This is a genomic window from Comamonas sp. Z3, from assembly GCF_008121565.1.
In the GTDB taxonomy this organism is placed as follows: Bacteria; Pseudomonadota; Gammaproteobacteria; order Burkholderiales; family Burkholderiaceae_C; genus Comamonas; species Comamonas brasiliensis.
In genome coordinates this window covers 672042-694415 of sequence record NZ_VOQU01000004.1, presented here as the reverse complement: position 1 = coordinate 694415, position 22374 = coordinate 672042, and the positions used below count along the sequence as shown (strand labels likewise).

Annotated in this window: 21 protein-coding genes; 12 read left to right on the top strand and 9 right to left on the bottom strand. The window is 63.4% G+C overall.

What is annotated here, in order from left to right:
• Positions 1 to 300: 300 nt before the first annotated feature.
• Together FSY59_RS15345 and FSY59_RS15340 are read left to right on the top strand one after the other, a co-directional pair.
• Positions 301 to 1236, top strand: coding sequence for a LysR family transcriptional regulator (locus FSY59_RS15345; protein WP_003060536.1), 936 nt, complete (start codon positions 301 to 303; stop codon positions 1234 to 1236).
• A gap of 84 nt (positions 1237 to 1320) precedes the next feature.
• Positions 1321 to 1767 carry a DUF2214 family protein gene (locus FSY59_RS15340; protein WP_003060538.1) on the top strand — a complete coding sequence of 149 codons (447 nt, stop codon included), beginning with the start codon at positions 1321 to 1323 and terminating at the stop codon, positions 1765 to 1767.
• Between the two features lie 64 nt (positions 1768 to 1831).
• Here FSY59_RS15340 and FSY59_RS15335 read toward each other — a convergent pair whose 3' ends face one another.
• From FSY59_RS15335 to FSY59_RS15325, 3 genes are all read right to left on the bottom strand, one after another.
• Positions 1832 to 4279 carry a TonB-dependent siderophore receptor gene (locus FSY59_RS15335; protein WP_255439486.1) on the bottom strand — a complete coding sequence of 816 codons (2448 nt, stop codon included), beginning with the start codon at positions 4277 to 4279 and terminating at the stop codon, positions 1832 to 1834.
• Between the two features lie 174 nt (positions 4280 to 4453).
• Positions 4454 to 5428 carry a FecR domain-containing protein gene (locus FSY59_RS15330; protein WP_148729246.1) on the bottom strand — a complete coding sequence of 325 codons (975 nt, stop codon included), beginning with the start codon at positions 5426 to 5428 and terminating at the stop codon, positions 4454 to 4456.
• Positions 5425 to 5988 (bottom strand): sigma-70 family RNA polymerase sigma factor, encoded by a 564-nt coding sequence (locus tag FSY59_RS15325; protein ID WP_148729245.1) that lies wholly within the window; start codon positions 5986 to 5988, stop codon positions 5425 to 5427. Before FSY59_RS15325 ends, FSY59_RS15330 begins: the two co-directional genes overlap by 4 nt.
• 194 nt (positions 5989 to 6182) lie before the next feature.
• Between FSY59_RS15325 and argS the strand changes: the two genes are divergently transcribed.
• From argS to FSY59_RS15295, 6 genes are all read left to right on the top strand, one after another.
• Entirely contained in the window at positions 6183 to 7892 is a 1710-nt protein-coding gene (gene argS / locus FSY59_RS15320; RefSeq protein WP_019043171.1) for an arginine--tRNA ligase, read from the top strand.
• A 97-nt stretch (positions 7893 to 7989) separates the two neighbouring features.
• Positions 7990 to 8694, top strand: coding sequence for an SPOR domain-containing protein (locus FSY59_RS15315; protein WP_003060555.1), 705 nt, complete (start codon positions 7990 to 7992; stop codon positions 8692 to 8694).
• A gap of 155 nt (positions 8695 to 8849) precedes the next feature.
• On the top strand, positions 8850 to 9500 hold the full coding sequence (locus FSY59_RS15310) for a thiol:disulfide interchange protein DsbA/DsbL (RefSeq protein ID WP_003060558.1): 651 nt from the start codon (positions 8850 to 8852) through the stop codon (positions 9498 to 9500).
• 130 nt (positions 9501 to 9630) lie between these two features.
• Positions 9631 to 10287 carry a lipopolysaccharide transport periplasmic protein LptA gene (gene lptA, locus FSY59_RS15305; protein ID WP_148729244.1) on the top strand — a complete coding sequence of 219 codons (657 nt, stop codon included), beginning with the start codon at positions 9631 to 9633 and terminating at the stop codon, positions 10285 to 10287.
• Complete coding sequence (lptB, locus tag FSY59_RS15300; protein WP_003060565.1) at positions 10284 to 11066, top strand: LPS export ABC transporter ATP-binding protein; 783 nt, start codon at positions 10284 to 10286, stop codon at positions 11064 to 11066. Before lptA ends, lptB begins: the two co-directional genes overlap by 4 nt.
• 145 nt (positions 11067 to 11211) lie before the next feature.
• Positions 11212 to 12813, top strand: coding sequence for an RNA polymerase factor sigma-54 (locus FSY59_RS15295; protein WP_148729243.1), 1602 nt, complete (start codon positions 11212 to 11214; stop codon positions 12811 to 12813).
• A 3-nt stretch (positions 12814 to 12816) separates the two neighbouring features.
• Here FSY59_RS15295 and FSY59_RS15290 read toward each other — a convergent pair whose 3' ends face one another.
• From FSY59_RS15290 to FSY59_RS15275, 4 genes are all read right to left on the bottom strand, one after another.
• A complete protein-coding gene (locus FSY59_RS15290; RefSeq protein ID WP_255439484.1) occupies positions 12817 to 14331 on the bottom strand; it encodes a S41 family peptidase in 1515 nt (504 codons plus the stop codon).
• A 340-nt stretch (positions 14332 to 14671) separates the two neighbouring features.
• Positions 14672 to 15595, bottom strand: a complete 924-nt coding sequence (locus tag FSY59_RS15285) for an aspartyl/asparaginyl beta-hydroxylase domain-containing protein (protein ID WP_087084401.1) — start codon at positions 15593 to 15595, stop codon at positions 14672 to 14674.
• 134 nt (positions 15596 to 15729) lie between these two features.
• Positions 15730 to 16962: a DUF711 family protein gene (locus FSY59_RS15280; RefSeq protein WP_148729241.1), complete on the bottom strand. Its 1233-nt coding sequence runs from the start codon at positions 16960 to 16962 to the stop codon at positions 15730 to 15732.
• Between the two features lie 64 nt (positions 16963 to 17026).
• Positions 17027 to 17365 (bottom strand): tRNA-binding protein, encoded by a 339-nt coding sequence (locus FSY59_RS15275; protein ID WP_003060580.1) that lies wholly within the window; start codon positions 17363 to 17365, stop codon positions 17027 to 17029.
• A gap of 179 nt (positions 17366 to 17544) precedes the next feature.
• Here FSY59_RS15275 and FSY59_RS15270 point away from each other — a divergent pair, with 179 nt between their 5' ends.
• Both FSY59_RS15270 and FSY59_RS15265 read left to right on the top strand, forming a co-directional pair.
• Positions 17545 to 18831: a class I SAM-dependent RNA methyltransferase gene (locus FSY59_RS15270; protein ID WP_003060586.1), complete on the top strand. Its 1287-nt coding sequence runs from the start codon at positions 17545 to 17547 to the stop codon at positions 18829 to 18831.
• A complete protein-coding gene (locus FSY59_RS15265; RefSeq protein WP_003060589.1) occupies positions 18828 to 19325 on the top strand; it encodes a putative toxin-antitoxin system toxin component, PIN family in 498 nt (165 codons plus the stop codon). The genes FSY59_RS15270 and FSY59_RS15265 overlap by 4 nt, the downstream gene beginning before the upstream one ends.
• On the opposite strand, the gene fos is transcribed toward FSY59_RS15265, so the two are convergent.
• Entirely contained in the window at positions 19326 to 19736 is a 411-nt protein-coding gene (fos, locus tag FSY59_RS15260; RefSeq protein ID WP_003060592.1) for a fosfomycin resistance glutathione transferase, read from the bottom strand.
• A gap of 407 nt (positions 19737 to 20143) precedes the next feature.
• Here fos and FSY59_RS15255 point away from each other — a divergent pair, with 407 nt between their 5' ends.
• Complete coding sequence (locus FSY59_RS15255; protein WP_003060594.1) at positions 20144 to 20461, top strand: multidrug efflux SMR transporter; 318 nt, start codon at positions 20144 to 20146, stop codon at positions 20459 to 20461.
• Between the two features lie 96 nt (positions 20462 to 20557).
• The gene (locus tag FSY59_RS15250; RefSeq protein ID WP_003060596.1) at positions 20558 to 21694 is read left to right on the top strand and encodes a 3-deoxy-7-phosphoheptulonate synthase; all 1137 of its coding nucleotides are present in this window, start codon (positions 20558 to 20560) and stop codon (positions 21692 to 21694) included.
• Between the two features lie 106 nt (positions 21695 to 21800).
• On the opposite strand, the gene FSY59_RS15245 is transcribed toward FSY59_RS15250, so the two are convergent.
• Positions 21801 to 22316, bottom strand: a complete 516-nt coding sequence (locus FSY59_RS15245; protein WP_003060599.1) for an N-acetyltransferase — start codon at positions 22314 to 22316, stop codon at positions 21801 to 21803.
• Positions 22317 to 22374 lie beyond the last annotated feature (58 nt).

Genomic DNA, 22374 nt, shown 5'->3' with positions numbered 1-22374 from the left:
ATAAGCGATATTCCTGCCTCAGGGAAAACGGTAAATTTTGATATAAACATATATAAACATCAAAGATTCACTGGCAACTTGTGACTTCTAAGTAAGATATATCGCACTGAAGTCACATGCGGGACAGGCATGCGGCGTTGATTAATGACTTTTATAGTGATAGCAGTCAGCGCTCTTGTTTAAAGAACTTTCGATAAAAACATTTGAGAAATCAAGACTGCTTGTGCGGTATGTGCTCTTGTATTAATAGTGCACCCTACCGCAGCAGGAGACAACACGGAACAGACAGGAGCAGCGGTCATGGACAAACTCAAGGCATTTGAGTCTTTTGTATCGGTAGCGACCAGGGGCAGCTTGACGGCTGCCGCCAAGGCCGAAGGTGTGGCGCCCGCCATCATGGGGCGCCGTCTGGATGCTCTGGAAGAGCATCTGGGGGTCAAGCTCATGGTGCGCACCACGCGCCGCATATCGCTGACCCATGAAGGCAGTGCCTTCCTGGAAGATTGCCAGCGCCTGCTCTCCGATGTGTGCAATGCAGAGGCCAGTGTGTCGGCCGGCGGCGTCAAGGCCACGGGCCATCTGCGCATCACGGCGCCTGCCGGTTTCGGCCGCCGCCATGTGGCGCCGCTGGTGCCGCGTTTTCGCGACTTGCACCCCGATGTCACCATCTCGCTGAACCTCAGCGACCGCGTGGTCGACCTGGCGGGCGAGGGCTTCGATTGCGCGGTGCGCGTGGGCGATCTGCCGGACTCGGCCCTGGTCAGCGTGCGCATCGCCGACAACCGCCGCCTGTGCGTGGCCACGCCCGGCTATCTGGAGCGCCGCGGCACGCCCAAGCATCCCAGCGAACTGACCCAGCATGACTGCCTGACGCTGTCGTCCGACGCCTCGCAGACGCGGGGCTGGGCCTTCCGCATCCCGCATCCCGAAAGCGGCACCAGCGAGGTCGTGCACTTCAAGCCGGGCGGCCCGCTGGACTGCTCCGACGGTCAGGTGTTGCACGACTGGTGCCTGGGCGGCTGGGGCATTGCCTGGCGCAGTACCTGGGAGGTGGAGGCCGAGATCGCCGCCGGTCGCCTCGTGCCCGTGCTGGAAGAGTTTGCGGCGCCGCCCAACGGCATCTTCGTGGTCTTCCCCCAGCGCAAGCACATGCCGCTGCGCGTGCGCATGTGGATCGACTATCTCAAGCACCACTACAACCAGCCGGACTTCTTTCGTCTCGGCGTGGATCTCTGAGCGGGCCTGAAACGGTAGACAATGGACCGGCCGCCGTGGCCCGATCCGGGCCGCTGAACCCGTCCTTTTTGCTACGATGAAGCCATGACCTTTGAAGCTGTTCTTGCCAGCGCCCATCTGCTGGCGATCCTGACCCTGGTGGTGTTTCTGACCAGCCAGGCCGCCCTGTGCCGTGTGGAGTGGATGAATGTCGCGGTGGTGCAGCGTCTGGCCAGACTGGACATGATTTACGGCATTGCCGCCATCGTCCTGCTGCTGACCGGTATTGCGCGCCTGCTCTGGGGCGTCAAGGGCATGGGAGCCTATACGGCCTCGCCGCTGTTCCATCTCAAGATGACGCTGTTCGTCATCGCCTTTTTGCTCTCGCTCAAGCCCACGCTGACCTTCCGCCGCTGGAAGAGGACGCTGGATGCGAGCGGTCAGCTGCCGGCGCCCGATGAGATCAAGCAGACCCGCAAGTGGGTGATGTGGCAGGGCCATGTGGTGCCGGTGATCGCCGTGGTTGCCATCTTCTGGGCGCGCGGCATGTAGTCTGCGCCAGCCCCTGCAAAAGGCAAAGGCCGCTGCAAAGCGGCCTTTTTCACGTCTGCTGCATTCAGAATGTGCCGCGCAGCGTCAGCATCACATTGCGCGGATCGCCATAGTGGCTGCTGTTGACCAGGTTGCCGATCGAGGTGTAGTAGCGCTTGTCGAACATGTTGTTGAAGTTCAACGAGGCCTGCCACTGCCGGTTGATCTGATAGCGCACATAGCTGCTCCACACGGCACGCCCGGGCGCAGTGATGTCCACCGTGCCGATCTTGCGGTAGGAGGCGCTCTGGGTGTTCACGCCACCGCCTAGTGTGAAGGCACTCCAGGCGCCGGGCAGCTGGTAGGTGGTCCACAGGCGCAGCATGTGCTTGGGCGTGTAGGTATTGAAGTCCAGGCCCTGGTTGTTGATGTCGCGCTCGTAGGTGTTGCGGTTGAAGGTATAGCCGGCAAACAGGTTCCAGCCGCGGCTGAGTTCGCCGCTGATCTCGGCGTCCAAGCCCTGGCTGCGTACGCGGCCGTCGTCGCTGTAGCAGTAGTAACCGTCGCGGCAGTTCGGGCCCGAGGACAGATCTTCGGTGGCGCGGTTTTTCTGATCCACGCGATACAGGGCAAAGGCCGTGTTGGCACGGCCGCCCAGGATTTCGCCCTTGAGGCCGACCTCGTAGGTGGCGCCCTGGATGGGCTTGAGGTTCTGGCCCGCAGCGTTCAGCGACCACTGGGGATTGAAGATATTGGCATAGCTGGCGTAGGCCGACCAGCTGGGGTTGATTGCATAGATCAGGCCTGCAAACGGCATGAAGCGGTGGTTGTCCTGCAGGGTGGACGAAGGGGTGGCGGTGCCCAGTGTGGTGACGGTCGTGTCCCAGATGGTCTTGTAGGAGGCCGCACGACCTCCCACCACCAGCTTGAGCGGGTCGCTCAGTTGCAGGCGCAGCGCTCCATAGGCGCCCAGCTGGCGGGTGGTGGCCAGGCGGTTCTCGGTGTTGGCGTAGCGAATCTCGGCATCGCTGGGCTCGGCCCGGTAGGGGTTGGGCGCGAACACGTCGATGGGGGTGAACGGGGTCTTGGAGCTGTAGTCGGTGTTGAGGCGCGTGTGGTTGTAGCTGGCGCCGAGCACCAGCTCGTGCCGGCGGCCGAAAGCCGTGAATTCGCCGGTCAGGTTGGCATCGATGCCCGAGGCTTTCTGGCTGGCATCGGTGATATTGGCCACGGTGCCGCCCAGCCCGGTGGCCGGGTTGACGGCGCGCTGTGAGGAGGCGTACTTGAGATAGACATCTTCCTGCACCTGGATGGCCGAGACCTTGGCGCGCCAATGATCGTTGAACTGGTGCGTCAGGTCGGCATAAAGAGTGCGGGTGCTATTGTCCTGGCGGTTCCAGTTGGCGCCCAGGTAGGTGGAGCGCGGCAGGGCGATGTCGCGCCCGTCGCTGTAGCGCGGCAGGCCCGAGATGAAGGGCCTGCCCTTGAAGGACTCGTAGCTGGCGCCGATGCTGACCTTGGTCTGGGGCGAGAGGTCGTACTCCAGCGTGCCGTACAGCGTGTTGTTGCGGCGGTTCACGTAGTCGATGAAGGAATGCTCGTCCTCCATGTCCAGCACGACCCGGCCGCGCAGCGTGCCTTCGGCATTCAGCGCGCGGCTGCCATCGACTTGGGCCGCATAGCGATCCCAGGAGCCGGCCTTGGCCGTGACGCTGACGCCGCCCTCTTTCAGCGGGCGCTTGCGTGCCAGGTTGACGGCGCCGCTGGGATCGCCGCCGCCCTGCAGCAGCCCGGCCGAGCCGCGCAGAATCTCGGCACGGTCATAGATGGCGGTGCTGCCGCCGTAATTGCTGGAGCGCCCGTACAGGCGCTGCACATTGACCCCGTCGTACTGCAGGGTGGCGATGTCGAAGCCGCGCGAGTAGATGTATTTGCCGCCCTGCGGGCTTTGCAGCAGGGTGATGCCCGTGGTGCTGGCCAGGGCGTCGTAGACCGAGGTGGCGTTCTGCTCGTCCATGAGCTGGCGCGTGACCACGCTGATGGACTGCGGAATGTCCTTCATGGCCTGTTCGCCCTTGCCGATGGTGACGGCGCGGCTGGTGTAGGAGCCCGTCTGTTCCGTGGTGGCATGGCGTTCTGCCTGCGCGGTCACGCGCACTTCCGCCAGGGTCGCGCCACTGCCTTGCTGCGGCTCGGCGGCGGATGCCGGTTTGCCGGCTGGCGCTGCACGCAGACTCCAGTTGCCGCCGGCGGTGTGCACCAGCTCCAGCCCGCAGCCGGCCAGGGCGGCGCGCGCGGCCTGCTCCGCGGTGTAGCTGCCGAGCAGGGCAGGGGCCGTGTGGCCGCGCACCAGCTCGGCATCCAGGCTGAGTTGCTGGCCGCTATCGGCCGCGATGCGTGCGAGGGTACTGCCCAGGGGCTGGGCCGGCATATCGTAGTGGCGTTGTGCGGTCGGGGATGGGGTCTGGGCCTGGGCACTCATGGCGCAGGCCAGGGCCAGGGCGCTCAGGTGCAGGGAACGGTGGTGCAGCATGCATTGCTTTCGACAAGAGAAACCGGGCGCTCGATCAGGAGCTATCCATGGCTTGTCGAGCCGCGGAGAAAAAGTGTTCAATTTTTTGGCAAGCTGTAACGAGGCAACCGCTGTCTCGAAGGTTTGCTGCCGTTTGAGCGGCTTCGCCATCGGGCGATGCGGTTCAGGCTGGCACTACTCGATCATCACCAGTGCACCACCGGAGTAGCTGCGCAGCCGGATGGGCAGGGTCTCGGCGAGTGCCGCCAGGGCGCGGTCGGTGTCTTCCAGGGAATAGGTGCCGTAGACCTGAAGCGCGGCGGCATGCGCCGAGACCCGAATCCATCCGCGACGATAGGCGCGCAGTGCCTGCACGACCTCGCCCAGCGGCAGGTCATGTGCCTCCAGCATGCCCTGCTGCCAGGCCGCCATGCTGCTGGGCGCGCTGGCATCGGCCCAGATGCCCTGGGTATCGAAGCGGGCGCTATGCCCTTCGGCCAGCACTTGCTGCGCGCCGCCTGCGGTCGTGATGCGCACGCTGTGCTCCAGCATGCCGACGCTGCTGAACTGCGGATTCAGGCGTACGCTGAAACGCGTGCCCAGTGCGCGTATCTGTCCATGCATGGTTTGCACCACAAAAGCGGGTCCGCCCGGTGTCTGCGGTGCAGCTCTGGCCACCAGTGCCCCCTGACGCAGAATGACGCGCCGCTGGCCCGCGTCGAATGCCAGATCGGCGGCCGAGCGCGCATCCAGTGTCACCGTGCTGCCATCGGGCAGGGTGAATTCACGGCGCTGTCCGGTGTTGGTGCGCAGGCTGGCACTCCATTGTGCGAGAGGCGTCTGGCGGTCCAGCAACCAGCCGCAGCCGGCTGTTATGCCGCCCAGGGCAAGGGCACCGCGCAGGATCTGGCGGCGCCGGCGCGTGCCGGCCTCGGCGCTGGCCAGGGTCTGACCCAGCAGTTGGCCCACGTGCTCGGGGCCCGAGCTGCGCAAGGGCTGCAGCAGAGTCTGCAGCGGTGCCTGCAACTGCTGCCAGGCCGCCCTGTGGGCGGGGGCGGCTTCCAGCCATTGTTCAAAGCCCTGGCGTTGCTCCTGGTTCATCTGGCCCGAATGCAGGCAGACCAGCCACTCGATGGCGGCCTCGGTGGCCGGATTGAGCGACGGGCTCATGCCTGGCCTGCCCTGGCCGGTGCCAGACCGGCCTGCTGATGAAGCTGGGCGATCGCGATGCGGCGAAATGCTTCGGTCATATGACGGCGCACGGTGCTGTGCGAGATGTCCAGCTGCTCGGCAATGGCGTGATAGGTCAGGCCGTCGAGCTGGCTCAGCAAAAAGGTCTGGCGGGCCTTGAGGCTCAGGCCGTCGAGCGCATGGGCAATCGTGTCCAGCGTCTCCAGCAGCAGTGCCCGTTCCTCGGGTGAAGGGGCCAGCTCCGGCGGGCTCTCGCTCATGGCCTGCAGATGGGCCTGCTCCAGCTCACGCCGCCGCCACAGCGTGAACAGCAGGCGCTTGGCGATCGTGGTCAGAAAGGCGCGCGGTTCATCGATGGGCACCGGGTTGGGCGCTGCGACCACGCGCAAGAAGGTCTCGGAAGCCACATCCTGTGCCTCTGCCGTATTGCGCAGCCTGGCCTTCAGTCTTGACAGCAACCAGGCGTGATGGCCGGTAAACAGCTGTTGCGCCTGCTGCATGGGGTCGAGAGAGGGGCGGGGCGTGGGCATGGGCTGCATTCTAGTTTTAAATGAGAATGATTGCCATTTGATGGGCCGCTTGGTGTTGCTGGCAGGGCATGGGCAGGCAAGCCGCCTTGCACCTCCTGTCTGCTGCTGACGGCAGGGGCGATGCGGGGCGTGAACCGGCCCTGGAACAGGGGTGTGGCGCCAGCGATTCGGCAGGACTTGAATCCGGCACGTAAAATCCCGCGATGCTCTCCGTCAAACAGGAATTGCTCGCAGCCCTGGCTGCTGAGCTCGAAACACTCTCGCCCGGCGCCGGCGCACGCGCTGCGTTTGAAAACCCCAAAGTGGCAGCCCATGGCGACTTCGCCTGCACGGCGGCCATGCAGCTGGCCAAGCCTCTGAAGGCCAACCCCCGCGCCCTGGGCGAGCAGCTCAAGACCGCGCTGGAGGCTACTGCCGCCTTCCAGCAATGGGTGGATGCGATTGAAATTGCAGGCCCGGGCTTTCTCAATATCCGCCTCAAGCCTGCTGCCAAGCAGGAGGTGGTGCGCGAGGTGCTGGCGCAGGCCGAGAAGTTCGGCTACCAGGCCGATCGCGGTGAGAACATCCTCGTCGAGTTCGTTTCCGCCAACCCCACCGGCCCTCTGCATGTGGGCCATGGCCGCCAGGCAGCGATCGGCGATGCGATCAGCAACCTGTATTCCAGCCAGGGCTGGAAAGTTCACCGCGAGTTCTATTACAACGACGCGGGCGTGCAGATCGACACCCTGACCAAGAGCACCCAGCTGCGCGCCAAGGGCTTCAAGCCCGGTGACGAATGCTGGCCCACCGACAGCGACAACCCGCTGGCCAAGAATTTCTACAACGGTGACTACATTGCCGACATCGCCAAGGCCTTCCTGAACAAGGAAACCATCAAGGCCGATGACCGCGAGTTCACTGCCAATGGCGATGTCGAGGATTACGACAATATTCGCCAGTTCGCCGTGGCCTACCTGCGCAATGAACAGGACAAGGACCTGCAGGCGTTCAACCTGAAGTTCGACGAGTATTACCTGGAGTCCAGCCTCTATGAAAACGGTCATGTCGAGGCAACGGTCAACCGCCTGATCGCCAACGGCAAGACCTATGAGCAGGACGGCGCGCTGTGGCTCAGGTCCACCGACTACGGCGACGACAAAGACCGTGTGATGCGCAAGACCGACGGTGGCTACACCTACTTTGTCCCCGATGTGGCCTATCACATCCAGAAGTTCAAGCGCGGCTTCACCAAGGTGGTGAATATCCAGGGCACGGACCACCATGGCACCATTGCCCGCGTGCGCGCCGGCCTGCAGGCTGCCGATGTAGGCATCCCCGAGGGCTATCCCGACTACGTGCTGCACACCATGGTGCGCGTGGTGCGCAACGGCGAAGAGGTCAAGATCAGCAAGCGCGCCGGCTCCTACGTCACGCTGCGCGATCTGATCGAGTGGACCAGCAAGGACGCGGTGCGTTTCTTCCTGCTCTCGCGCAAGCCCGACACCGAGTACACCTTCGACGTGGATCTGGCCGTGGCCCAGAACAACGACAACCCCGTGTACTACGTGCAGTACGCCCATGCGCGTATCCAGTCCGTGCTGCGCGCCTGGCAGGAAGCCGGCGGCGCTGGCGTGCCCGCGCTCAAGGATGTGGATCTGTCCGCACTGGAAGGCCCGCAGGCCCAGGCCCTGATGCTGCTGCTGGCCAAGTACCCCGAGATGCTGACCGCGGCTGCCGAAGGCAACGCGCCGCACGACGTGACCTTCTACCTGCGCGATCTGGCCTCCAGCTATCACAGCTACTACGATGCCGAGCGCATTCTGGTGGACGACGAGAAGGTCAAGCTCGCACGTCTGGCCCTGGTCGCCGCCACGGCCCAGGTATTGCACAATGGTCTGGCGGTGCTGGGCGTGAGCGCGCCCGAGCGCATGTAATCCCGGTTTCCTGGCCATCGCTCCCCTGCCGGTTGTGCAGCGGGGGCGATGGATCTGAGAGCGGAACAATCGAAGCAGAAAGCGTTAAGCGACTGATATGAAGAACCAGCAACGCGGTGGAACCATCCTGGGGCTTATCTTTGGCATGGTCATCGGTCTGGCTGCGGCACTGGCCGTGGCCATCTATGTGACCAAGGTACCGGTGCCCTTCCTCAACAAGGGTGGCAACAACACTCAGCGCGATGCGGCTGAGGCCGAGCGCAACAAGAACTGGGACCCCAACGCACCGTTGCAAAGCCGCCAGCCCGCACCTGCGCCGGTGACACCGCCCGTCCCGCCCAGCGAAGTGACGGTGACGCCGCCCACGCCTGCCGTGCAGCCCACCGCAACCGGCGGAGTCACCACGCCGCCGGCACCATCCACGCCGGACAAGACGGCCAAGCCCGGATCGGGCGATCCGCTGGGCGATCTGGTCAAGGAGCGCTCCGCAGCGGCCGACAAGGCAGAAAAGGCGCGCGCCGACAAGGAAAAGGCGGCGGCCCAGGCAGCATCGTCCTCGGACTCGGCATTCAACTACTTTGTGCAGGCAGGCGCTTTCCGCGGCCAGAGCGAAGCGGAAGCGCAGCGTGCCAAGCTGGCCATGCTGGGCTGGGAGTCGCGCATCAGCGAGCGTGAGCAAAACGGCATCACCGTTTTCCGTGTGCGCGTGGGGCCGTTCAGCAAGCGTGACGACGCCGAGCAGCTCAAGGGCAAGCTCGACGGCGCGGGCGTGGACTCGACCCTGGTGCGTGCGGCGCGATAATCGGCCCTGCGAGGCGTTGTGCAGCCTCTCTCTGTGGAGCCCTCAGGCCGCGGCCCGAGGCGTCCCGGACAGCGGGTGCGAGATTTAGGACTTTGCTGAACTTTTTGGGGCCGTTGGGCTCTGATACTGCAGACCTGATACAGGAGTTTGTTTAGATGAAACGTCGCGAATTCTCTCTGGCTGCCTCGGCAGCTGCCGCCGGTGCCCTGACTCTGGGCACCTCCTCCAGCTGGGCCCAGGGTGCCGCGCCCAGGGAAGGCAAGGACTACATCAAGCTGGGCAAGCCCGCCAGCGTGAGCGCGCCGGCCGGCAAGGTCGAGGTGGTGGAGTTCTTCTGGTACAGCTGCCCGCATTGCAATGCCTTCGAGCCCCAGTTCGAAGCCTGGGCCAAGACCCAGCCCGCCGATGTGGTGGTGCGCCAGGTGCCCGTGGCCTTCAATGCCTCTTTCGTGCCACAGCAAAAGCTGTACTACGCCCTGGAAGGCATGAACCTGCTGCCCCAGCTGAATGCCAAGGTGTTCCGTACCATTCACGTGGACCGCAACCCGCTCAAGAACGATGAGGCCATCTTTGACTGGATCGGCAAGCAGGGCGTGGATCTGGCCAAGTTCAAGGAGGTCTACAACTCCTTCACCGTGGCCAATCAGGCGCGCAAGGCCACCCAGCTGCAAAACGAGTATGACGTGGAAGGCGTGCCCGCCATGGGCGTGGCCGGCCGCTACTACACGGATGGCACCAAGGCCGGCAATATGGACAATGTGCTGCGCGTGGTCAATGCGCTGATCGCCTCCAGCCGCAAGGCCTGACGCTTGATTTCAGGCGCCAACGACGTTTGATGCCCCGCAAGCCCGCCGTAGCGCGGGCTTTTTTGTGGGTGGTTTTTACGCAAGTTGCAAAAAGGGAATGACTACAATGGATGCAAGAAACGTGCCTTCCATGAAAAAAACACTCCTACCTCTTGCGCTGGCCTGCGCCCTGGCAGCAGCGACCGGCATGGTCCATGCCGAAAAGGCCGACAGCGCCAAGCCCATGAATATCGAGGCGGATGCGCTTCGTCACGACGAGCTGCAGCAGACCAGCGTCTTCACCGGCAATGTGGTGATGACCAAGGGCTCCATCGTGCTGCGCGGCGCCCAGCTTGATGTGCGTCAGGATGCCGAGGGCTATCAGTACGGGGTGATCAAGGCCGAACCCGGCAAGCGTGCCTTCTTCCGTCAGAAGCGCGACACCCTGGCCGGCCAGCCCGAAGAGTTCATCGAAGGCGAAGGCGAAGTCATCGAATACGACGGCAAGGCCGATATCGTCAAGTTCATCCGCCGTGGCGAGATGCGCCGCTACCGTGGTGGCCAGCTCAGCGACCAGGTCACGGGCTCCATCATCGTCTACAACAACATCACCGACGTCTATACCGTCGATGGTCAGAAGACCAGCGGCGGCCTGCCTAGCTCCTCCGTGGGCCAGGGCGGTCGCGTGCGCGCCATCATGGCGCCCAAGGACGGTACGCCGGGCGCACAGCCCAAGCTCGCCACACCTGCCACCCAGCTGCGCCCGAGCATGACGCTGGGCGGCGAGAAAGCCGACGAGAAGAAATGAGCGAGCCGACCTTCTCCAGCAGCCGCAGCGGCGAGTCCGACAGCCGCCTGGAGGCCAAGCATCTGGCCAAGTCCTATGGCAGCCGCAAGGTGGTCAAGGATGTATCGCTGTCCGTGCAAAAAGGCGAGGTGGTCGGTCTGCTCGGCCCCAACGGTGCGGGCAAGACCACATCGTTCTACATGATCGTGGGCTTGGTACGCAGCGATGGCGGCGAGATCTTCATCGACGGCCAGCCGGTGGGCGGCATGCCGATTCACCAGCGCTCGCGCCTGGGCCTGTCCTATCTGCCCCAGGAAGCCTCCATCTTTCGCAAGCTCAGCGTGGAAGACAATGTGCGCGCCGTGCTGGAGCTGCAAAAGGACGAGCAGGGCAAGGCGCTGACGCAGGGCGAGATCGAAAAGCGCCTCACGGGCCTGCTGCAGGAGCTGCGCGTCGAGCATCTGCGCCAGTCGCCGGCGCTGGCGCTGTCCGGCGGTGAACGCCGGCGCGTGGAAATCGCACGTGCCCTGGCCACGCAGCCGCGCTTCATCCTGCTTGACGAGCCGTTTGCCGGTATCGACCCGATTGCGGTGATCGAGATCCAGCGCATCATCGGCTTCCTCAAGGAGCGCGGCATCGGCGTGCTGATTACCGACCACAATGTGCGCGAGACGCTGGGCATCTGCGACCACGCTTTCATCATCAGCGACGGCCATGTGCTGGCCGAAGGCACGCCCGAGGAGATCGTGGAGAACGCCGATGTGCGCCGCGTCTATCTGGGCGAACATTTCAGAATGTGATGACCCCCACGCTCCCTCACTTTGTATGGTCGCTGCCCCCAGAAGGGGCCCTGGCCGTCTGCGCCGGGGTTTGCCCTGGGGCAGCCCGGCGGCAAACCCATAGCACTGCGCGCGTTTGCAATGATTGTCTGGGAGCCGCGCCTCGATGAAGCCAGGTCTCTCGCTACGCGTTTCGCAGCATTTATCACTGACGCCGCAGCTGCAGCAATCCATTCAGCTGCTGCAGCTCTCCACTCTGGAGCTGGCGCAGGAAGTCGAGCAGATGCTGGTCGACAACCCTTTTCTGGAGCGTGCGGGCGATGAGGCCGAAACTGCGGGAGATGCTCCTTTAGATGTAGCTAGTAGCGCCAGTGAATACAGTACTTCAGATAGTATTCATGCTGAAAAAGAAGCATCGCAAGCGCAATTAGCTACTGAAACAGTAGCGGAAGCACCGAGCCCCGAAACCCCGGAAACCCTGAACTGGGAGGCCGACGGCATGGACGGCCAGGACGGCGAATGGGGCGGCGAATCCAGCAGCGAGTGGGATACGCCCTCGGCCAGCAGCTCCACGCGCAACCGCGATGGCGATGACGAAACCGATGCCATCGATCTGGCGCGCGAGCACCAGAGCCTGACCGACTTTCTCCATCGTCAGGCGCTGAGCCTGCATCTGGGCGCGGCAGACACGGCGGCGCTGCGCTTTCTCATCGAGTCGCTCAGCGACGACGGCTATCTCGAGGATTCCCTGCAGGAGCTGGCGCAGAGCCTGGCCGGCGACGATCTGGAAGAGCGCGAGGAGCTGGAGCAGCACTTTGCCATTGCGCTGAAGCTGCTGCAAAGCCTGGAGCCGGTGGGCGTGGGCGCGCGCGATCTGGCCGAGTGCCTGCAGCTGCAGCTGCGCGACCTGATCCGCACGGCCGAGGACGAGGGCACGACCGAGGCGCATATGAACCGGCTGCTGCTGGCGCAGGCCATCTGCGCGCAGCCCATGGACTTGCTGGCGCGGCGCGATCTGCGCAAGCTCACCAGCCTGTGCGGCGCGCGCGAGGAACAGCTGCGCGAGGCCATGGCCCTGATCGCCAGGCTGGAGCCGCGTCCGGGGCGCCGCTTTGTCGACGTGGAGCGCCATATCGTGGTGCCCGATGTCATCGTGCGCCCGGTGCGGGCCGGCTCGGGCAGGGCAGACTTTTCCGTGCAGCTCAACCCCGAGGTCATGCCGCGTCTGCGCGTGCACGACATCTATGCCGGAGTGCTGCGTCGCCACAAGAACAGCGACGGTCATGCGGCGCTGCAGCAGCAGCTGCAGGAGGCGCGCTGGTTCATCAAGAACATCCAGCAGCGCTTCGACACCATCTTGCGTGTTTCCGAAGCCATCGTGGAGCGGCAGAAGAACTTCTTTGTGCATGGCGAGCTGGCCATGCGCCCGCTCGTACTGCGCGATATCGCCGACACGCTGGGCCTGCACGAGTCCACCATCAGCCGCGTGACCACGGCCAAGTACATGGCCACGCCCCAAGGTACTTTCGAGCTCAAGTATTTCTTCGGTTCGGGCCTGGGCACGGAAACCGGCGGCAGTGCCTCCAGCACGGCCGTACGTGCGCTGATCAAACAGTTTGTCGATGCCGAAGATGCCAGAAAGCCGCTGTCGGACGCCAAGCTGGCCGACATGCTCAGGGAGCAGGGCATTGAGTGTGCGCGCCGCACTGTCGCCAAATACCGCGAGCAGCTCAAGATACCGACGACCACGCTGCGCAAGGCGCTCTAAGACTTAGTGCGGCAGCAGCAGGCGGTTGTTGCGTGCCGGGTTGCGCCGGAGCGTAAGAGGCGCAGCATTCGGATCAGGGCTGACACTGCGCTTGCGGGCTGTGGCAGCAAAAGGCTGAGCGGGGCACAAGCCCGTGCTGATATGGTTCATGGCGGCAGCCAGCATGCCTTCCTGCGGGTCACCCAGTGCATGGTCTAAATCATCGGGCACGCTGCAACCGGGCACATAGCGCTGTGTTGGACCATTGCCCGGTGTAAAACCGTCGGCGTAGTCGCCAAAGCCTTTGGCGTTGATACCGGCAAACTCGATAGGGAAGTAACTGATGCCGCAGTTGTCCTTGGCCGTAAAACCATAAGGCTTGCCGCAGGTCGTGCCTCCAATCAGGATGACTTCCACATCCACACCGCGCAGGCCATTGATCAGTGCCTCACTGGCCGAGCACGTGCCCGATTGCGCTAGGACATACACCCGCTTCAGGTTGAGTGTGGGCAAGGGCTGAATATTGCTGCATTCGTTGTTGATGGGAAAGCAGGAGCTGCCATAAAACGGCGTCACCTGCGTTTCTGCGCTGCGGCGTGCGTTGTATTGCAGCGTCTCGAAAGTCTTGCCAGCCGTTTGCGTGCTGCCCGCAATCATGGTTGCCAGCTCTGCAGCGATGAACAGAAAACCACCGCCGTTGTAGCGCAGATCCAGCACTAAATCGCTCACGTTCTGGTTGCGCAGATTGGAAATGGCGGTGACCAGCTGACCTTCGGCGGGCAGCACATGGTCATTGAAGACGATGTAGCCAGCACGCGCACCGCTGTTTAGCGTGAGCACTCGCGATTGCGGCACCGGGGTGTTGGTGATATTGGTGCTGGTCAGACTTTGCACGGGCAGTTGTGCGCCGCCGCGCTGCAGGATGAAGTTGTGCGTGACGCCCAATATCTCAGGGAACAATCCGGCATTGAGCACATCCACCCCATCGGCATCGGGCGCATCGGCGGAGACGTCATCGATCGAGACCAGGGTGTCGCCACGCTTAAAACCCGCCACATCGGCTGGGCTGCCGGGCTCGATATAGGCGATGCGCAGGCCCCGTGGCGGTGTGGGGCTGGCCATTCGCCACTCGATGCCGTGACTGGGCGCAGTGGCGTTTTCGGAGACCGATTGCCATAGCTGCGTGGGATACATAAAGCTGAACTGGTCGCGCCGGGCACCGGATTCGGTAATGGCAGGCGTCAGCAGTGCATCAAAGTAATTGCTCAGGTCGGTGTAGTAGTAGCCGCTGCTGAAGCTGGCTGCGCCAGGGTCTACAGCTGGGACCTCTTCGCGCCACAGATAGGCTTCATCAAAGTAGGTGCGCAGCCAGCGCTTTTCCGTGTCCAGCGTAGCGTTGCGTAGCAGGGTATCGGCCAGGATGTTGTCGGGAGAGCATTGCTGGGCAAAGCTGCTGGATGTCTCGGCCGGGTTTGGGGGCGGGCCAGTGTTGTCTGGGTTGCTGCTGCCTGGGCTATCGGTAACAGGACTGTCATTCACGCCCCCGCCGCAACCTGCAAGCAGGCTCAGGCACACTACGCCACACAGGGCAACGCCACAGATTGAACTCGACATCGAAAGCTCCCTCGGCTGGATGTGGAATGCCAATCCCATCCGATATTTTAGAAACGGTGCCGCGAATTATTACCACCAAATGCCGAAAGTCACTATGCGCAGGTCAAGCCAAAAGGCGTGTCGTGATTTGTCTGCCGCTGTATCTGATTTCCGTGACCGGAGGTGGTTTATGGCTTGGATAGTCCTATCTATCCTCTCGAAGGATTGCGTTGGGCAACAAAAAAGCCGCTGTGCAATGCATCAGCGGCTTTTTTGATGGGGCGGCCTAGTTTGGTATCAGCCACCAGATAAACCAGACCAGCACGCCGATCATCAGTCCGAACTTGAGGATCTTGTAGAAGGTCGGATTCCAGTCGCGGAAGGCGCGGCGGTACTTGCCCGCATAGAACGAGATCTTGAACAGCTTGCTGATCATGCCGCGCGGATCGCCTTCGTTGTTGGGCGAGCTGGCGGCGGCCACCACGTTCTTGCCCAGCCAGTGATTGAGCCATTGCGCAAAGCCATTGGTCATGGGGCGTTCCACATCGCAGAACAGCACGATGCGGTTGCCTTCCGAGCGGTTCTCGGCCCAGTGCATATAGGTCTCGTCGAAGATCACGCCTTCGCCTTCGCGCCAGCTATAGGGCTTGCCGTCGACCTCGATCATGCAGCGGTCGTCATTGGGGGCCAGCACGGCCAGGTGATAGCGCAGCGAGCCCGCATAGGGGTCGCGGTGCAGATTGAGCTTGGCGCCGGGCGGCAGCTCGGCAAACATGGCGGCCTTGACGCTGGGAATCGATTTCACCAGGGCCGTGGTCTTGGGGCACAGCTCCATGGCCGAAGGGTGGGCATCGCCGTACCACTTGAGGTAGAAGCGCTTCCAGCCGGTCTTGAAGAAGGAGTTGAAGCCTGCGTCATCGTTGTTGGCGGCGGCCTTGATCTGCATGTTCTTTTGCAGATTGACGGCTTCCTCGCGGATTTCACGCCAGTTGGCCTGCAGCGGTGCCAGTTCGGGGAAGGTGCTGGTGGGCAGATAGGGCGTGCGCGGCACCTTGCTGAACATCAGCATGAAGACATTGAACGGCGCCGTGAACGTGGAGTGGTCAAACAATTGCTTGACCACCTTGTGGCGCACCTTGCCGCGCAGATGCATATACAGCCCGCAGCCAAAGAAGAGCAGCACCAGTGCCAGAACGATAATTTTTGCCATAAGGATCAATTTTACCGGGGGCACCCCGGCTGCCACCATGGGGGCAGGTCAAACAGAACCAGGGTAGGGGAATATCAAAAGCCATAGCTGCCGGCACTTGGCTGTCAGGCGCGGCAGCAGGTCCGAATCGATATTCAGGGCAGGGCCAGCACGGCGCAGTTGCACAGATCCGCGCTCTCGAAGGCCGTTTTGTCGCCGGCTTTGAGCCCGGGAACGGGGAACAGGCGCACCGTCAGCGGCTTGTTGAGGCGAAAAGCCATGGTGCCCGTATCGCGCATGACGGCGGCGATCTGCTCGGCGCTGCTGTCGCCCGGCACGGGCACGGTATCGAGGCCGATGCCGCAGACGCTGCTGTAGGTCAGCAGGGCGCGGATATCGAACTCCTCGTCGAGGCTGGCCTGGGCCAGTCCCTGGTCCTCGGTCACGGCCAGCATCAGGCCGCTGAAGCCGATCTGCGTCACGCCGCTGACCGATTTGAAGACGCGGGTCAGCAGGGCCGAGGCTTCCACCGTGCCGCTGGCACCGAAATATGGCACGCCCAACAGTTGGTAGACATCGGCCATGGAGGCGCAGGACTTGGACGGCGCGGCCGAGGTGTCCATGCCCGCGATGTGCCAGCCCTCGGCCAGCGTCACGCCGTCGGCGCAGCGCTGTATGGCGCCGGCGTGCTCGTTCAGGGTCTGGCTCAGGCGCTCGAAGGCGAGCCTGAACCACGCGGCGTGATCGAGTTGCAGGCGCTGCTGCTGCAGCGCCTTCAATTCAGCCACCATAAGGTCTGGCGTTTCCAGACCCAGCACCAGGGCGCCGTGGTGCTGGCCGCGGTGGTAGCTGGCCGGGAAATAGGGGATGCCGGGTGCGCAGTTGAAGTTGACCGTGAAGTTGAAGTTGCCTTCGCCGCGTGGCGTGGTGCGCGCGATTTGCTGGATGGCCTGCACGCTGTGGGCCAGCAAGCCGGTTTGCAGGAAGCCATGTTCATCCAGATCGATGTTCACACAGGCGTTGCACAGGTCGCCATAGGCGGCAATCAGCTGCGGCAGCAGGGCCACTTCCTGAGCATTGCGCGCTTCGCCCACGGCAAAGCGGATGCGGCGTTTGCCGGTGTTGATGGTCTTGAGCGTTTCGGCAATGTGCTGCAGGCCGGCGAGGGCGCTGTCGATGCGGCAGACGTCCAGGTATTCGCCGAACGGGTTGCTCACAATGCGGATGGACTGTACCTGGTAGCCCAGCGCCTCGATGGCATCGGCCACGGCATCGCATTGCTGCTTGGCCTGGGTCAGGCCGGCCTGCCACTGTGCCTTATCGGCGCTCAGGTTGACGAAGGCGGTGACGGTGCGCACGCGCACCAGCGGGTTGAAGCTGATATTCATAGCAGTATCCGTAGGCAGGAGAATGGCTGGCGGCCATTTTGCATCTGAAATCTGAATATGCCGATCACAGCAGGCGTGTGCCCAGTGGCACCTCCTTGTCGGGCACGCACAGGGCCACGGCTCCCGTGGCATCGTGAAAACCGGTCACAAGACATTCGCTCATCAAGGGCCCAATCTGCTTCTTCGGAAAGTTGACCACGGCCACCACCAGCCGCCCTATCAGCTCCTCGGGCTGGTAATGCTCGGTGATCTGCGCGCTGGACTTGCGCTGGCCCAGCTCGGGCCCCAGGTCCACCAGCAGCTTGTAGGCGGGTTTGCGGGCCTCGGCAAAGACCTCGGCCTGCAGCACGCGGCCCACGCGCAGTTCCACCTTCATAAAGTCGTTCCAGCTGATTTCTTCCATGTCGTCATTGCTCCTCGGTCTGGCATCATGCCTGGGGCCCTGGATGCATCTGTAGAGCAACGCTTGTCGTGCGCGGGCACCGGAAAAGGCCTAGCGCGTATGCTTATGCCCTGTAAAGCGCACAACAGGCTCCCGTGAGCGTCCGGCGCCTGCGCCGTTGCTGGCGCGCACTGATTTCTATGAACCAACTGCATTTGTTTCTGCCCTGCGCCGCCGGCGTCGAGGGCTTTCTGGCCGACGAGGTCCACGCCATCACCGGCGCCAGCGGGCAGGATCTGCTCGTGGGCCGGGGCGGCGTCATGCTGCGCGGCATGTGGCGCGATGCCATGCTGCTCAATCTGCACAGCCGCCTGGCTCAGCGCGTGCTGATCGAGCTGTCCCACACCATGTACCGCAGCGAGAACGATCTGTACCGCGCCGCCAGCGAGGTGGCCTGGGAGATCTGGTTCACGCCCAAGGAAACCTTCAAGATCGAAGTCACTGCCCAGCACAGCCCGCTGACCAGCCTGAACTTCGCGGCGCTCAAGGTCAAGGACGCGATCGCCGACCGTTTTCGCGCCAAGCGCAACGGCGTGCGCCCCAGCGTGGAGACCCATCACCCCGATGTGCGCGTGCATCTGCACCTGACGACCGACGGCGCGACCATCTATATCGACACCTCGGGCGAGGCACTGTTCAAGCGCGGCTGGCGCGAAGACAAGGGCGATGCCCCGCTCAAGGAAACCCTGGCCGCAGCCATGATTGCAGCCTCGGGCTGGAACCCGCATGGCGACGATCCCCAGCCGCTGTACGACCCCTGCTGCGGCAGCGGTACCCTGGTGATCGAGGCCGCCCAGATCGCGCGCAGGATTCCGGCCGGCATTCTGCGTCGCTTTGCGTTCGAGAAGCTGATCCCATTCCAGCGCCATGTCTGGGAAGCCATGCTGGACGAGGCCGAGGCTGCCATCCTGCCCGAGTCTCCCGTGGGCATTTACGGCTCGGACATCGCCTTCCGCATGGTGGACTTTGCCCAGCGCAATGCCGAGCGCGCCGGCGTTGCCGATTCGGTCAGCCTGCGCGGCGGTGATGCGCTGCAGCGCATGCCGCCCAGCGAGCAGCCCGGCATGATGATCCTGAACCCGCCCTATGGCGAGCGTATTGCCGCGGCTGGCGCCTCCGGCCGCAATGCCGCAGAGCGCATGGGCCAGGTCGAACGCGCAGGCCGCGAAACCGCGCAGACCGAGGACGGCGGCGAATTCTTCAACCAGCTGGCCAGCCACTGGAAGAGGAACTACAGCGGCTGGAGCGCCTGGATGCTGACGCCCGACCTCAAGCTGCCCAGCAAGATGCGCCTCAAGGAGTCGCGCCGCACACCCATGTGGAACGGCCCCATCGAGTGCCGTCTGTTCCGCTTCGACATGATCAAGGGATCGACCAAGCCGCGCAAAGCCGCTGATGGCGATGCTCCGGAAGGCCGAGCCCAATGAAGATCGCGCCTCTGCGCTGGCCGGACTGCAACGCCGGCTACGACGGCCCCTTGCCGCGTCCCATGATTCTGGACACCAATGTGGTGCTGGACATGCTGATCTTTGACGACCCGGACATCCCCGTCATCCGCGATCTGGTCGCCCGTGGCGAGGTGCGCTGGATTGCCGATGAGGCCCAGCGCATCGAGCTGGGGCGCGTGCTGCACTACAGCCAGATTGCACCGCGCGTCAGCTACTATGGCAAGACGCCCGAAGGCGTGATGGCGGCGTTTGATGAGGCCGTTGAATACGTGCCTGAAGCACCCAAGATCCGCTTTACCTGCACCGATCCCGATGACCAGCATTTCCTTGATCTGGCCAGCCTGCACAAGGCCTTGCTGGTCAGCAAGGACAGGGCCGTGCTCAAGCAGCGCAAGCGCGTGGCAACGCACTATGGTGCGACGGTGGGCAATGTGGTGGTGATGGAAGAGGAAATCGCTGCGCTTGAGGCGTAGTCAGTCGAAAAACCGCATGCCCGCATAAGGCCGCAAGCGGCATTGCGCCAGGCGGCTTTCCAGCGAGCCGACATGGACTTCGAGCTGGTGGCCGTCCGGGTCCAGAAAGTAGAAGGAATCGCCTTCGCTGCGGTTGCTCTTCCACTCCCGGACACCGCATGACCTGGCATGCTCCACAAAGTGCGCGAAGTCCTGCTGAGCAAGGGTGAATGCGTAGTGGGTGTAGTCAGCGCTGCGGGCCTGGCTTCGCTGTTTGTCTGACGACAGGCACAGCCACAGATCGCCGAGTGCCAGATAGGCACCTTGATCCCACTGAGCGCGCAGACGCAAGCCCAGCACGCGGACATAGAAGTCCACGCTGAGTGGCAGGTCCGCGACGGCCAGAGTGAGGTGGTTCAGTCCTGAAAGCATGATGGCAATGGGTGGGCATGGCACATGCCGTCCAGTGTGTCATTGCCTTGCATCAGCGCTGTCCCTGAATGGCGCAGTCCTCGCGGGTCAGCAGGAGCTGCGCACCGCCTGTGTTGCGCCCCGGGGCATCCAGAAGTCCAGGACGCCGCTTCTGCCGGCATCGGGCCCGCGAAGTCCGTCGCTGTCCGTCAAACCTTGCACTGCCCCATGGAATCCGCAGGCATTGCCGGCCGGAGCCAACGAGACACCGGGCCATGGTTGTGGCGGCCGAACCACCCATGGCTGGCCTGGATTTGTGCATGCGGATTAGGATTCATGCCGCAGGGACGACCTTGCCGGGCCATGCTATGCATGGCCTGTATTCCTGCCGGGACGGCCTGGCCATTCGATCTTCAAAGAGGTTTTCTATGGCTTGGGTTTATCTGCTGGTGGCTGGCGTTCTGGAAGTGGTCTGGGCCTTCACCATGAAGCAGTCCCATGGTTTCACCAACCTCAAATACAGCGCCATCACCATCGTGGCCATGATCGCCAGCTTTGGCCTGTTGTCGGTGGCCATGCGCAGTCTGCCTCTGGGGACGGCGTATACGATCTGGACCGGTATCGGCGCCGTGGGTGCATTCCTGGTGGGCGTCACGGTGCTGGGCGAGCAGCTCAGCGCCATGCGCGTGGGAGCGGCTGTCCTGATCGTCAGCGGTCTGGTGCTGATGAAGCTGTCGGCGGAATGAATGCCCGGGCTTCGTCCCGGCCGGCGCTGCAGTTCCTTGTGAATGACGACGGGGGACGAACGCGTGGGGTGAAGCGCATGGCGCGACAATAGCGGGATGACATCCTCCACGACGCCCCTGCATCCCGGCGCAGCTTCGGCCCGCAAGGCCCAGCCCAAACTGACCACGCTGGACAAGACCCGCATTGACGACACGCGCATCAAGATCGTGCGCCCGCTGCTGACTCCGGCACTGCTGGAAGAGTGGCTGCCCGTGACCGAAGAGGCGCAGCAGCTGGTCGAAACCAGCCGTGCAGCCATCTCGCGCGTGTTGCATGGCCAGGATGACCGGCTGGTGGTGGTGGTCGGACCCTGCTCCATTCACGATCACGATCAGGCCATGGATTACGCGCGCCAGCTCAAGGTCCAGGCCGATGCGCTCAAGGACGATCTGCTGATCGTGATGCGGGTCTACTTCGAGAAGCCGCGCACCACAGTGGGCTGGAAGGGCTATATCAACGATCCGTACCGCGACGGCAGCTTTGCCGTCAACGAAGGGCTGGAGCTGGCACGCCGCCTGCTTCTCGATGTGCTGGCGCTGGGTCTACCTGCCGGCACGGAATTCCTGGATCTGCTGTCGCCTCAGTTCATCAGCGACCTGGTCAGCTGGGGCGCGATTGGCGCGCGGACCACGGAGAGCCAGAGCCATCGCCAGCTGGCCAGCGGTCTGAGCTGCCCCGTGGGCTTCAAGAACGGCACCGATGGCGGCGTGAAGGTGGCCAGCGATGCCATTTTGGCCGCCCAGTCTTCGCATGCGTTCATGGGCATGACCAAGATGGGCCAGAGCGCGATCTTCGAGACACGTGGCAATCAGGACTGCCACATCATCCTGCGCGGCGGCAAGGCTCCCAACTACGACGCAGCCCATGTCCAGGCTGCGTGCGAAGTGCTGGAAAAAGCCGGTCTGCACCCGCAGGTGATGATCGATTTCTCGCATGCCAACAGCAGCAAGCAGCATCGCCGCCAGATCGATGTATCGGCGGATGTGGCCCGGCAGATTGCCGGGGGCGACACGCGCATCACCGGCGTGATGATCGAAAGCCATATTCACGAAGGCCGTCAGGACATCGTGGAGGGTGAAGAGCTGCAATACGGCGTTTCGCTCACCGATGCCTGCATCAGCATGGAGCAGACCACCCCGGTGCTGGAGCAACTGGCCGCCGCCGTGCGCGCGCGTCGCCTCAAGACGGCCTGAGGCCGAAAGGACGAGGCTGGATGAACAAGAGGCGCCGCGGCGCCTCTTGTTCTTTGTTCTTTTCAGGCACCCGGCCTTCCGGATCTTGGGCCGGCCGCCCATGCTTTCAGAGATCCAGTGTCAGCCTGAGCATGTCCTTGTGCTGCACGCCGCGCTCCCACAGCGGGGTGGTGTAGTTCTGCAAAAAGAAGTCGCGCTCGATGTCGGTGACGCGAAAACCCAGGCGTTGATAGAACAGCAGCTGGTCGCCAAAGCTGCCGGTTCCCACATCCAGCTGCTGCACGCCGCGTTCACGCATTTCGCGGATGGCTCGTAGCAGCAGGGCCGAGCCTATGCCCTTGCTCTGCCAAGCCGTGGACACGGCCATATTCATCAGCTCCCATCGGTGAAGGCCGTCGCCCTCGGGGATCAGCACGCATACGCCGATCAAGGCCCCGAGGCCGCTGGGCGTGAACTGTTCCGTCTGGCGCGCTGCAAAGCAGGTGGAGCCGGGCAGATAGCGCTTGACGCGCTCGCGCGAGGGATCGGCCAGCAGCAGCAGATGCCAGGGCGCTTCTGCGGGGTTCATGGTGGTGATATGCCAGGCGGCGGGCGTGCTCGGGCCGGTCGGCGTGGAGGTCATGCGCGCGCTCCGCTGCGGTGGAAGGCGGGCGCGGCATATTGGCCGGGCTGGATGTCGG

Bases quoted from the DNA above. Each gene is read 5' to 3' on its own strand.
- FSY59_RS15345 (WP_003060536.1), top strand. From the start codon at position 301: ATGGACAAACTCAAGGCATTTGAGTCTTTTGTATCGGTAGCGACCAGG.
- FSY59_RS15340 (WP_003060538.1), top strand. From the start codon at position 1,321: ATGACCTTTGAAGCTGTTCTTGCCAGCGCCCATCTGCTGGCGATCCTG.
- FSY59_RS15335 (WP_255439486.1), bottom strand. From the start codon at position 4,279: ATGCTGCACCACCGTTCCCTGCACCTGAGCGCCCTGGCCCTGGCCTGC.
- FSY59_RS15330 (WP_148729246.1), bottom strand. From the start codon at position 5,428: ATGAGCCCGTCGCTCAATCCGGCCACCGAGGCCGCCATCGAGTGGCTG.
- FSY59_RS15325 (WP_148729245.1), bottom strand. From the start codon at position 5,988: ATGCAGCCCATGCCCACGCCCCGCCCCTCTCTCGACCCCATGCAGCAG.
- argS (WP_019043171.1), top strand. From the start codon at position 6,183: ATGCTCTCCGTCAAACAGGAATTGCTCGCAGCCCTGGCTGCTGAGCTC.
- FSY59_RS15315 (WP_003060555.1), top strand. From the start codon at position 7,990: ATGAAGAACCAGCAACGCGGTGGAACCATCCTGGGGCTTATCTTTGGC.
- FSY59_RS15310 (WP_003060558.1), top strand. From the start codon at position 8,850: ATGAAACGTCGCGAATTCTCTCTGGCTGCCTCGGCAGCTGCCGCCGGT.
- lptA (WP_148729244.1), top strand. From the start codon at position 9,631: ATGAAAAAAACACTCCTACCTCTTGCGCTGGCCTGCGCCCTGGCAGCA.
- lptB (WP_003060565.1), top strand. From the start codon at position 10,284: ATGAGCGAGCCGACCTTCTCCAGCAGCCGCAGCGGCGAGTCCGACAGC.
- FSY59_RS15295 (WP_148729243.1), top strand. From the start codon at position 11,212: ATGAAGCCAGGTCTCTCGCTACGCGTTTCGCAGCATTTATCACTGACG.
- FSY59_RS15285 (WP_087084401.1), bottom strand. From the start codon at position 15,595: ATGGCAAAAATTATCGTTCTGGCACTGGTGCTGCTCTTCTTTGGCTGC.
- FSY59_RS15280 (WP_148729241.1), bottom strand. From the start codon at position 16,962: ATGAATATCAGCTTCAACCCGCTGGTGCGCGTGCGCACCGTCACCGCC.
- FSY59_RS15275 (WP_003060580.1), bottom strand. From the start codon at position 17,365: ATGGAAGAAATCAGCTGGAACGACTTTATGAAGGTGGAACTGCGCGTG.
- FSY59_RS15270 (WP_003060586.1), top strand. From the start codon at position 17,545: ATGAACCAACTGCATTTGTTTCTGCCCTGCGCCGCCGGCGTCGAGGGC.
- FSY59_RS15265 (WP_003060589.1), top strand. From the start codon at position 18,828: ATGAAGATCGCGCCTCTGCGCTGGCCGGACTGCAACGCCGGCTACGAC.
- fos (WP_003060592.1), bottom strand. From the start codon at position 19,736: ATGCTTTCAGGACTGAACCACCTCACTCTGGCCGTCGCGGACCTGCCA.
- FSY59_RS15255 (WP_003060594.1), top strand. From the start codon at position 20,144: ATGGCTTGGGTTTATCTGCTGGTGGCTGGCGTTCTGGAAGTGGTCTGG.
- FSY59_RS15250 (WP_003060596.1), top strand. From the start codon at position 20,558: ATGACATCCTCCACGACGCCCCTGCATCCCGGCGCAGCTTCGGCCCGC.
- FSY59_RS15245 (WP_003060599.1), bottom strand. From the start codon at position 22,316: ATGACCTCCACGCCGACCGGCCCGAGCACGCCCGCCGCCTGGCATATC.